Source organism: Paenibacillus sanfengchensis (assembly GCF_036864765.1).
Taxonomy (GTDB): domain Bacteria; phylum Bacillota; class Bacilli; order Paenibacillales; family Paenibacillaceae; genus Fontibacillus; species Fontibacillus sanfengchensis.
This window is the reverse complement of sequence record NZ_JBAGJC010000004.1, coordinates 194712-205482: the sequence shown is the minus strand read 5'-3', so window position 1 is coordinate 205482 and position 10771 is coordinate 194712. Positions and strand designations below refer to the sequence as shown.

The 10771-nt window shown below is 52.6% G+C and carries 9 protein-coding genes; all 9 read right to left on the bottom strand.

Annotated elements, in window-relative coordinates; all coding sequences use genetic code 11:
* Nucleotides 1-48: 48 nt before the first annotated feature.
* The gene (locus tag V4U84_RS10190; RefSeq protein WP_334071501.1) at nucleotides 49-336 is read right to left on the bottom strand and encodes an NAD/NADP transhydrogenase alpha subunit; all 288 of its coding nucleotides are present in this window, start codon (nucleotides 334-336) and stop codon (nucleotides 49-51) included.
* A gap of 35 nt (nucleotides 337-371) precedes the next feature.
* Nucleotides 372-1040: an endonuclease III gene (gene nth / locus V4U84_RS10185; RefSeq protein WP_334071502.1), complete on the bottom strand. Its 669-nt coding sequence runs from the start codon at nucleotides 1038-1040 to the stop codon at nucleotides 372-374.
* Between the two features lie 159 nt (nucleotides 1041-1199).
* A complete protein-coding gene (locus V4U84_RS10180) occupies nucleotides 1200-3929 on the bottom strand; it encodes an S-layer homology domain-containing protein (protein ID WP_334071503.1) in 2730 nt (909 codons plus the stop codon).
* A 73-nt stretch (nucleotides 3930-4002) separates the two neighbouring features.
* Nucleotides 4003-4614: a GerMN domain-containing protein gene (locus V4U84_RS10175; RefSeq protein WP_334071504.1), complete on the bottom strand. Its 612-nt coding sequence runs from the start codon at nucleotides 4612-4614 to the stop codon at nucleotides 4003-4005.
* A gap of 30 nt (nucleotides 4615-4644) precedes the next feature.
* Nucleotides 4645-6081, bottom strand: coding sequence for an N-acetylmuramoyl-L-alanine amidase family protein (locus V4U84_RS10170; protein ID WP_334071505.1), 1437 nt, complete (start codon nucleotides 6079-6081; stop codon nucleotides 4645-4647).
* Between the two features lie 184 nt (nucleotides 6082-6265).
* Nucleotides 6266-6862 carry a GerMN domain-containing protein gene (locus tag V4U84_RS10165; protein WP_334071506.1) on the bottom strand — a complete coding sequence of 199 codons (597 nt, stop codon included), beginning with the start codon at nucleotides 6860-6862 and terminating at the stop codon, nucleotides 6266-6268.
* Nucleotides 6863-6907: 45 nt separating this feature from the next.
* Nucleotides 6908-8410, bottom strand: coding sequence for an N-acetylmuramoyl-L-alanine amidase family protein (locus V4U84_RS10160; protein ID WP_334071507.1), 1503 nt, complete (start codon nucleotides 8408-8410; stop codon nucleotides 6908-6910).
* Between the two features lie 234 nt (nucleotides 8411-8644).
* Nucleotides 8645-9235 carry a 3-isopropylmalate dehydratase small subunit gene (gene leuD / locus V4U84_RS10155; protein WP_334071508.1) on the bottom strand — a complete coding sequence of 197 codons (591 nt, stop codon included), beginning with the start codon at nucleotides 9233-9235 and terminating at the stop codon, nucleotides 8645-8647.
* 26 nt (nucleotides 9236-9261) lie between these two features.
* Entirely contained in the window at nucleotides 9262-10689 is a 1428-nt protein-coding gene (leuC, locus tag V4U84_RS10150; protein ID WP_334071509.1) for a 3-isopropylmalate dehydratase large subunit, read from the bottom strand.
* Nucleotides 10690-10771 lie beyond the last annotated feature (82 nt).

The following is a 10771-nucleotide window of genomic DNA, read 5'->3' as shown; positions in this document are numbered from 1 at the left end:
AAACGATGGCGGGGAAAAAGTCCCCATCCATCGTTTTTCTATTTTAACTTATACGGAAGCTTCGCTTTCCATTTTATCCGCTTCCGAAGGAATCAGGATTTCGAACACTTTGCCATGCTGCAAAATCGTAATGCCCTTATCGCGGTCACGCATAACCACCACTTCAGGTTTAACGGACATGCGCTCCAGGTAATGCTTCGGAACTTCCCCCGAATCGCTGACGGTGACGCCTTCAAGCTCACGCTCATCGTTTTCCTGTAAATCGATCGCGATCACTTTTTCAAAAACATCGGAAAATAATTCAAAATTGTCGGTATAAACGGAAATACACTTCATGGAATCTCATCCTCTACTATCGTAATCTTGTTTTGTCACTCTTCTCTATTATTTCTGGATTGTGACTTTTTCATACGTTTTTTGCCCTCCCGGCAAACATCCAACAGCGGGCAAACCGGACAGTTGGGGTTCTGGGCTTTGCAATGATATCTCCCGAAAAATATCAGCCGATGGTGCGTAATCGTCCACTCCTCGCGGGGGACCTTCTTCATCAGCTTCTTTTCGACCTCCAGTACGGAGTCGTTCCAGTTGGCCAAACCCAGCCTTTTGCTTACCCGCTCCACATGGGTATCCACCGCGATGGCAGGCACCCCGAAGGCATTGGAAACGACCACATTCGCCGTCTTTCTGCCGACGCCCGGCAGGGTCACGAGCTTGTCATGCTCGCCGGGAACCTCACCGTTATATTGTTCAACCAAAATACGGCACAGATTCTGAATATGCTTGGCCTTGCTGCGGAACAGCCCGATGCGGCGAATATCCTGCTCCAATTCTTCCAACGGGACGGCAAGGTAATCTTCGGGCGTCTTGTATTTTTGGAACAAGTCGACCGTCACTTTGTTGACCGTAGCATCCGTGCACTGCGCCGACAACAGCACGGCGATGGTCAGTTCAAAAGCGTTGCTGTGGTTAAGCTCGCAATGCGCATCCGGGAACATTGCGGCGATGGTGTCCAGGATATGGCGCACCCCAGCAGCATTCATTTCCCCACCCCCTTTAAGGTAACTAAAAATCTGAATTTTGATCACGAACCGCCGGTGATTCCAACCTCTGGGTCAATGAATTAAATCGTCCAAGGACGTTTAAAAACCGCCTTGACCGGGAAATATCCCGTATCAAGACGGTTATTCTCACGAAAACGATTATTGTTTTTCCACTTCAATCAGCTTGTCGCCATTGAAATACAGAACAATTTTATCATTTTCCTTGAGGGATTGCACGGATATTGTCGTGTCACCTTGATGAATATATGTCTCCGATGTCACGAAGAAGCGGTAGTTGCTGTCGGCAAGCCCTTCTCTGAACACGATAAGTTCCTTGCTGTTCGCATCGTAGCGCGACATTTTCCGCTCCATCGACTTCAGAACCTTGACCATCAGCGAACCGTCGGTGCCTTTGCTGACTTCGACATGATCGGAGGTCGTCAAGCCTGTAGCGCCCGTGCTTACCGAAGTTCCCCGCATGACCTTCACTCCGTTGGCCAACGGGTACGATTCCTGAGTCCCGGTGAACGACTTGATCGTCAATGTCGAGCCGTCAATGCTGGCAATCTTTCCGAGCGTCAGCTTAATCACTTGCAGGGTGGTGACGGTACGGCCCGTAAATTCCACGTTGACGGTTTGTCCCGGCTGAAGATCCGCCACGCGAATCGCTGATCCGTTTTCCCCCAGAAGCTTGGCTTGATCGACATATAAATCGTCGGAGATGCCATCGGCCACCACCCGGATTCGGCTGTTGGACGTATTGACCGACTGAACTTCGAATTGAACTGATTTTTTGACCGCCAGCGTTTGCAGCGCATCCTGGTTTCCGGAAAGAACGGCAGCCACCGGATCCCCGGATTTGATATCCCCTAGCGTCGGTTTTGTTTTTCCGTACAGTTCGATCGTTGGCTCCACTCCTTGATAAGGAATTTCGATTGACTTGCCGTCCGCTTTCAGGATCGTGACTTTCTTGGTGTTCGTATTGATGGACACAAAAGTCCCCTCGTACTTATACATAACCTGAACGGAAATCGCTCTGGAGCCGATATGGTGGATATTTATCTTCCGCCCTTTTTCCAGCAAGGACTCCAATCCCGCCAGGGACGGCTCCTTGGAGTTGTAATCGTATTTGGTTTTCGCATCGATTACGAACACGTAAGGCTTCTCGGCCGAATCCATTACGGTTAACGTTTTGAGCTTCGAATCGTAATTGATAATGGTAACGCCCGTAAGCTGATCCGATTCGCGTCCGGTTACCGCGATCTTTGTGATTCGATCGTCGGCATTGATGGTAAGTTCGACCTTGTCCCCACCGTCCACATCGGCAATGAGATCATTTAGCGTCGGCTCGGCAATACCGCTGATAATGATCGTCGGCTTGTCCGCAAGCGACTTGATTTCCGCGACGCCGGAGGAATTTGTGTAGCTGAGCAGTTTATTGCCTTCCACGCTTAACAGCGTTCCTTTGACCGTCCGCTCTATTCCTTGCGTAATTTCGAGCCGGGTCAGCACACTGTTTTCGACCGTGTATTTGACCGAAGCGCCGGTTTGAATCTCGTCGGCATCCTTCAACAGCTGATTTTGATAGACCATCACGGAGTCAGCGTCATATTTAAAGGTTTCCACGTTCCCGGAACTGTCCTTAATTTTGATCGTCTTCTCCTTCAAGCTGACCGAATCGATCGTACCGTTGCCGGATTTGCTGAGGATCGCCGACTTCACCTGGACGATGACCGGCTTTTTCTCGGACGTAAATGTCTCGCGCTGCACCACGACCGTACTGTCATTCGTCAGGTTCTCCGGATTGATTTTATTGCCGTTTTGATCCAAAAAGGTCGTTGTATTGTCATAAGTAATGTCCATGGAATCGTTGTTAACCAGCATCAAAAGCTTTTTTCTGTCCGTCAAAGCACGCAGCAAGGTTCCTTCGGTTTGCTCCAACTGTTGCTTCGGATCGCGCACCTCTATGTATGCCGCGGCCCCCGCCTTATCCACTGCCAGCACCTTTGTGTACGGCTTAATCTCACTCTTGGTGACTTTGGTTTCGGAATCCTTGGTAAAATAGATGGAACGGTTATCCAGCTTAAAGCTCTTCAATTTCCCGTCCGCATACAAGGTCAGCTTATTGTCCGTCAGTTCGGTCACGATACCTTCGTATACATTCTCATAACCCGGCGTGACATATTCGCCGCCCCGGCTGAAAAACGTCGCCAATTGCGCCCGCGTCACTTTGCCTTGCGGGTCGAACTTGTTGCCCGCGATCCCTTTGGTCAGATCGAGCTGAACGGCGACATTCACATACCCGCGGGCCTCGGCGGAAATGCTGGATTGATCCGTAAAGCCCGTGGAGGCTCCTGCCGCTGCCTTCGCCTCGGCGTCACGTCCCAGAGCGCGAACGATCAACTTGGCAATCCACTCGCGCGAAGCTTTCTTCTCGCCCCAGGATTCCTTAGCGCCGGTCGCTTTCACTTCTTCCGCTTTATCAATCAGCTTCTTCTCAACGGCCAATTCCAGATAAGGCTTGAAATAGCCGCTAACCTTAAGCTCGGCCGGCGCCCCGCTGCCCGCGCCCAGTTTGGACTCCAGGTTCATAAAGCGGATGGCCATCGTGATCGCTTCCTGCTGCGTTACGCTGTCGCTTGGCCGGAATTTCCCTGCATCCCCGAGGATGATCCCTTGCGCGGCCAGCTTATTTATATGCTTCTCAGCCCAGAATCCATTGGTCACATCACTGAAAATCAAAGAGGCGGCTGTCGACTGCGAAGTTTTGGTCGCCGGTGTTTCCTCCGCAAATACGGCGCCCGCACCGCCAAGGCACATCGCCGTTACAAGCATGGCGGATACTGCCTTCTTCGTGCTGCGTCTAAAAGTACGTTTATAAGATGACATTGCATTCTCCCCTTTAAAATAGTTCTGCATATCCAAGTTCGACAATCTACCCTCCGGTTCCTTTAAAAAGCGACTAATTTCTTGGAATCGGATGTTCGAGTTCCTCGTGCCCCATTAAAGTTTCAACCGGATCGCCATCCACCAGCAGGTCGACAGCCTCAATCTCCTTAAACTGGAAAACCGTGCGTTTCAACGCCTCCAATGCAAGCGCTTCTCCGCCAGCCCCCAACCGGGCTTCATCGGGTAAATGGATATCGACGGTCAGAACGCCATCTTTTAAATTCGCCGAACGGAATTCCGCCTTCTCCCACAACGCAAACATATCGGATTGGCCGCTGGACTTCAAAGTTTGAAGAGCGGCCAAGTATTTATCCTGTTCCTTTTTATAAGTGATTTCGGCGGTTACCGTTTTCAATTCGAGCATTTGATCATCCGTATAGTAGGCCTCGATTCGCTGTTTTTCTGCAGAATCGGCCTGCGCTTGTCCGGAGGAATTCACCTTTGGAGGTTCCACCGGCTGCTCCGGGCTTTCGGAAGCATCCTGCGGAGCTTCGTTCAAAGCCGCTTGCCGGGTCTCCGTCCCAGGTTTTTCGTCGGGTGCCGCTTGCGGCTTTTGCCCGCACCCGGTGCTCCATGCAAGCAGGAGAACGATCATTCCTAGTTGTGTCCATCGTTTTGTGTTCATCGCCGTTGCCTCCTTCATTACCGGGTAGTATTAGTGTAAGCCGACGTATTCCTTGATTCCGTCCACGATACCGGCAGCGACCCTATCCTGGAATTCTTCCGTAAACAGAACGGCATTGTCATTATTATTGCTGAGATATCCGCATTCCAGCAGAACAGCCGGCATTTTCGTTTCGCGCGTGACGTGCAGACTCTTGGCGCGCACACCGCGGTCGCTAAGTCCGGATGACTCGACGAGATACTTATGCATCACATTGGCCAAAGCCAGGCTTTCGGAGCGGGTATAATAGGTCTCCACCCCGCTGGCCTTAGCGCTGCCCGAATTGGCATGGATGGATATAAACAGATCGGCGTTAAGGTCATTCGCGATTTTGACGCGATCTTGGAGTGTCGGATAGGTGTCGCTGCTGCGGGTCAAAACAAAGTCAATCTCGGTTTCCTGCTTCAGCAGCTCTTCTACCTTCAAAGCAACGGCGAGGTTGAAATCCTTCTCCTTCTTCTTGGTCACGCCGATCGCCCCCGGGTCCTTGCCCCCATGCCCCGCATCGATAACGACCAGCTTCTTCCCGTCATCGCCGGGCAGATTCCCCGTTGAATCATCCACATTCAAATCCACAATGATCAATCCGTCATTGTTGTTAATCAATTCATAGTTCTTGTCCTGGTTCATATCCAAAACAATGCGGATGGTCGATGGATCGTCGTTGAACAACGCATACCTGACCTTGGAAACGTCCGGATACTCCGTAACGTCAATATAGCCGTTCTGGGTGGCATCCAGCATTTGCCCGGTCGAAAATGTATCCGCAAACCGGGTATTCGGCAAATCGATGACGATGCGATCCGGATCACTCATTTTAAAAATCGTCGGCTGGACATTTTTGTCCACGGCAACCATCAGTCTGTTTTCGCTGAAGCTGATCCCGCCGACATTCGCCAACTCGGTATTCGGAACGGGGACTTCCCCCGTCTGCCCGCCTTCGTTACCGCTCGTATTTTCACCGGAACCGGCTCCATTTCCACTTCCGGAATTCGGAGTAATGAGATAGGCCGCCTTTTTAGCGTTGTCCCAACTGACCTTGAGTCCCATTTGTTCCCCGACGAAACGCAATGGGACCAGGGTAGTATCGCTTACTAATTTAGGGGCCGCGGACAATTTGACCTTCGAACCGTTCACTGTGGCCGTGCTCTGATCCACGACCAATTTCAATTCTGTACCGGACTGCTGTATGGTTACCGTGCGCGTCTTTTTATCCCAGTTGACGTCAAAACCCAGCTCCTCCACGACGACACGAATGGGTATCATCACATTTCCATTCACATTTTGGACTTGCCCGTTCTTGGTCAGCTCCAGCTCTTTACCGTCCAGATAAATGCCGGTGCTTCCTCCGGCGGCTTGTCCCGCTTGCGGAAATACAAATAAGATCATTGCCAAAAACATAAACACCGAAAAACCAATTTTTTTCATCCGTCACCCCTACCATCCTAAAATTTTGCCTTCTGACCGCCAGGTTTAAAGCGAAAATCCCGGCTACCACCAGACGACATATTAGACGCCCATAATCCTCAAAAGTTGCGTAATTATGCTATTTTTCTTACCAAAAAAAGAGAGCCCCGGAGCTCTCTCCAGGGCACGACTGTCTATAGTCCGATTACTTCTTGAACGGGTGCTCCAGCTCAACATGTCCCATCATGGATTCCTGCTGTTCCCCGTCGATGGTCAACTCCAGTTCCTTCACCTCGTCAAATTGGAAGAAGGTTTGCTTTAGCGCGTCGATCGCCAACGATTCGCCGCCGGCTCCGAGGCGTGCTTCGTCCGGAATGGTAACATCCAGCGTAATCTTGCCTTTCGAAAACCGGACCGAGTTTAAAGTGATTTTATCCCATAGCGAAATCATCCCGTCATCCGGGGTCTGCAGCGCTTTGAACGCCTCGTTGTACTTTTGGGACTCCTCCGTATACCCGATTTCTTTCTCGACCGTTTTTAGTTCCATCAACTCATCGTCGGTATAATAAACCTTGATCTTCTGAGTCAGCGCTTTAGGCGTTTCCTCTAGCTGCTTGCCTGTTCCCTGGTCGCCCGGTTCCTCCTGGGCACCGCCGCTTCCCGTTACCGGACTCACCGTCCCCGGGGCGGTGACGCCCGTTTGCGGCGATTCCGCCGCATTCGGCTCGGTCTCGGGCTTTTGCCCGCAGGCCGACACAACCAGCACCAGCAGCAGCATGGCTGACAATCCTATTTTTTTCATGGTACGACCCCCTATTCAATAACTGAAACCAATATCATTTTACCATTACTGTCCCAGATACTCCTTGATTCCGGCCACGATGCTCTCGGCCACACGTTGCTGGAAATCCTCCGAATACATCAGAGCCTCGTCGGTTGTATGCCTCAGATAACCCACTTCCAGCAGAACCGCGGGCATTTTCGTCTCCCGGGTCACATGCAGACTCTTCTTGCGGACTTTACGGTCCGGCAGCCCCGTTCCTTCAACCAGATGTTTATGCATCACGTTGGCAAGCGGAAGGCTCTCATCCCGGGAATAATAGGTTTCGCTTCCCGTTGGGCTCGACTTCCCGTCGAAGCTGTTGCCATGGATGGATACAAATACCGCAGCCTGGTTGTCGTTCGCCAATTTCGCCCGGTCTTCCAGGGACAGGGTGACGTCGGTGGTCCGCGTCATTAAGACATCCAGTCCGGATTCCTGCTGCAGCAGAGCCTCCACTTTTAAAGCCAAAGCAAGCGTGAAGTCCTTCTCGTTCTTATTCGTAATACTGGTTGCTCCAGGCTGCTTGCCTCCATGCCCCGGATCAATAACCACGAGCGGTTTGCCGCTGTACACCGGCGGAACGACGGGAACGGTGGACGAGGCGGCCAGATCCACAACGAGCAATCCGTCTCCCTCATTATTAACCTGATATTGCACCTCTTTATTCAGGTCGACGACGATCCGTATGGTTGAGGTGCTGTTGTCGAACATGGAGTAACGGATCTTGGACACATCCGGGTAGTCCGTTACGGGCAGTTCACCCTGCAGCGAATCGCTCAGCGGGTGCTGTTGTTTGAAGCCTTCGGAGAAAACAACGTTCGGAATGTCCACAACCAGCCTGTCGGGTCCGCTCATGGTGAACACCTTCGGCTGCACCGCGTCGGAGACCGCGATCATCAGCCGATTCTCGCCGAAGCCGATACCGTTAAGATCAACCGTCGCTCCTTCTTTTGCGGGAGGGGATTCCGGTATGTATGTCGATTTATCGGTTTGTTCGCCGCCTCCGGTTACAGGGGTCAACGTTCCGTCTCCGGCCGCTTCTTCTTCGGGAGAGGAACTGGTGCGTCCGGGAACAATCCCCACGGATTCTCCCCCGTCCGGACTATAGAGATAGGCGGACTTGCTATCGTTGTTCCAACTGACCTTCAGCCCGGTCTGCTCTCCCACAAAGCGAAGAGGGACCATGGTCGAACCGCCTTGAACCACCGGAGCGGCGGATAATTCGATCGCCTTCCCGTCCACGACGGCTTTGGTGCTTCCGACCGTTAACTGCAAGCTTCGCTTCCCCTGCCGGATGGCCACAAGGCCGGTTTTTTTGTCCCAATCCACCTCATATCCGAGGTTTTCAATAATGACGCGAAGCGGAACCATGACGCTGCCTTTCACGCTCCCGGCCTGGGCATCGGCAGGCTGCTCAAGTTCGGCCCCGTCCAGGTAGATATGCGTCCCCCCCTGGGCGGCCATGCTCACTGAGGGGAGCATCAGCAGGAAAAACGCAAAGACCAAGAGAAACCCGATTTTTTTCATTGTAAAATCCCTTTCATTCTCCTTATTTGCCGGATGCACGCATATCGTCCGAAGATCGGAACCCTCTCTCTACCTTCGCCGCATACGTTTCAGGCATCCCGTTGTCTTCCCTGGATTTCTAATTGCTTCCATAATACCAGAAAATCAGCTCCGCTAATAGACTTATATTTTCATGGAAAGACAAAAACCGCCGGGGATTCTATCGAATCCTGCGGCGGCCTTGTAGCGGTGCGATTAAGCGAATCTCTTTTTCTCGTAAGCGGCGATCAGATCCTCATGCTGCAGCGTAAGTCCGATATCGTCCAAACCTTGGAGCAGGAATTGCCGGCGATGCTCGTCAAGATCAAAATCGATGTTCAGGCCATAGTTGTCGGTAACCTTCTTTTCTTCCAGATCCACCGTCAATTGATAACCCTCATACGTGGCCGTCCGCTGGAACAATTCCTCAACCTGCTCCTCGGACAGCTTGATCGGCAGTATGCCGTTCTTAAAGCAGTTATTATAGAAAATATCGGCAAATGACGGCGCGATCACGCAGCGAAAGCCGTAATCCAGAATCGCCCAAGGCGCATGCTCCCGCGAGGAGCCGCAGCCGAAGTTGACGCGGGAAATCAGGACCGAAGCCCCTTGATAGCGCGGCTTGTTGAGTTCGAATTCCGGGTTTACGTTGCCTTCCGTATCGAAGCGCCACTCATAGAATAGAAACTGGCCAAACCCGGTACGTTCGATCCGTTTAAGAAATTGTTTCGGTATAATTGCATCGGTATCGACGTTAACCCGGTCGACCGGGCCGACGATACCCGTGATTTTTTTGAAAGCTTCCATGGTTGTTTCCCCTCTCTTCCGCTTGATTAGCCCACAGCTTCTTCGCTCTTTACGTTCCACTCGCGCACGTCGACGAAACGGCCTTTAATCGCTGCCGCTGCCGCCATGGCCGGCGATACGAGATGGGTTCTGCCGCCACGGCCTTGACGGCCTTCGAAGTTGCGGTTCGACGTCGATGCGCAGCGCTGTCCCGGCTGGAGCACGTCCGGGTTCATCGCCAGGCACATACTGCATCCGGCATCCCGCCATTCAAAACCGGCTTCGATAAACACTTTGTCAAGCCCTTCCTTCTCGGCCTGAATCTTGACGCGGCCCGATCCGGGGACGACGATGGCCGTCACTTTCTCGGAGACTTTGTAGCCTTTGGCGATTTGGGCCGCCGCACGCAGGTCCTCGATCCGTCCGTTCGTGCAGGAACCGATAAACACATAGTCGATTGCGATATCGGTCATTGGAGTTCCCGGTGTGAGACCCATATATTCCAAAGCTTTTTCCGCCGCCTTGCGCTCGTTGTCACTGGCGAAATCCACAGGATTCGGCACGCGGTCCGTAATGCTGGTGCCCATCCCCGGACTCGTTCCCCAAGTCACCTGAGGAATAAGGGAATCGACATCGAACTCGACGACGCGGTCGAACGTCGCGCCTTCATCGGTCGTCAGTTGCTTCCACTCTTGTACGGCACGGTCGTAGTCGGCGCCTTGAGGCACATGCTCCCGTCCGCGCAGGTAGTTGAACGTCGTCTCGTCCGGCGCGATCAGCCCGGCTCTGGCCCCGGCTTCAATCGACATGTTGCAGACGGTCATGCGCTCTTCCATGGACAGCTCGCGGATCGCTTCGCCCGTATATTCGATGACGTAGCCTGTGGCAAAGTCCGTCCCGTACTTGGCGATAACGCCGAGGATCATATCCTTCGCGGTGACGCCCTGTTTTCTTTTGCCGACAAAACGAACTTCCAGCGTCTTCGCTTTCGCTTGCTGCAAACATTGCGTGGCCAGCACATGCTCCACTTCGCTCGTTCCGATCCCGAAGGCGAGCGCGCCAAACGCGCCGTGAGTGGAGGTATGGCTGTCGCCGCACACAATCGTCTTGCCCGGATGCGTCAGGCCGAGCTCCGGCCCCATGACGTGAACGACACCTTGATCGATCGTATCCAAGTCGTACAGTGTCACGCCGAAATCGCGGCAGTTTTTGGACAGTGTGTCGATTTGCTGTTTGGAAATCGGATCCGAAATGTTATAACGGTCCTTCGTCGGCACGTTATGATCCATCGTCGCGAAAGTCAGATCCGGACGGCGAACTTTGCGCCCGCTGAGACGCAGGCCTTCAAAGGCCTGCGGGGAGGTTACCTCGTGCACGAGATGCAGGTCAATGTACAGAATGCTAGGTTTGCCCTCTTCCTGGTAGATTACGTGATTGTCCCAAATCTTCTCATACATTGTCTTTTTGCTGGTCATTGAAATTCACCCCATAGCGTAAATTCGAACATGCGACTTAAAAAGCAGCTCAGCGCGAGCCGCCTCTCTCGTCTGTTGAATA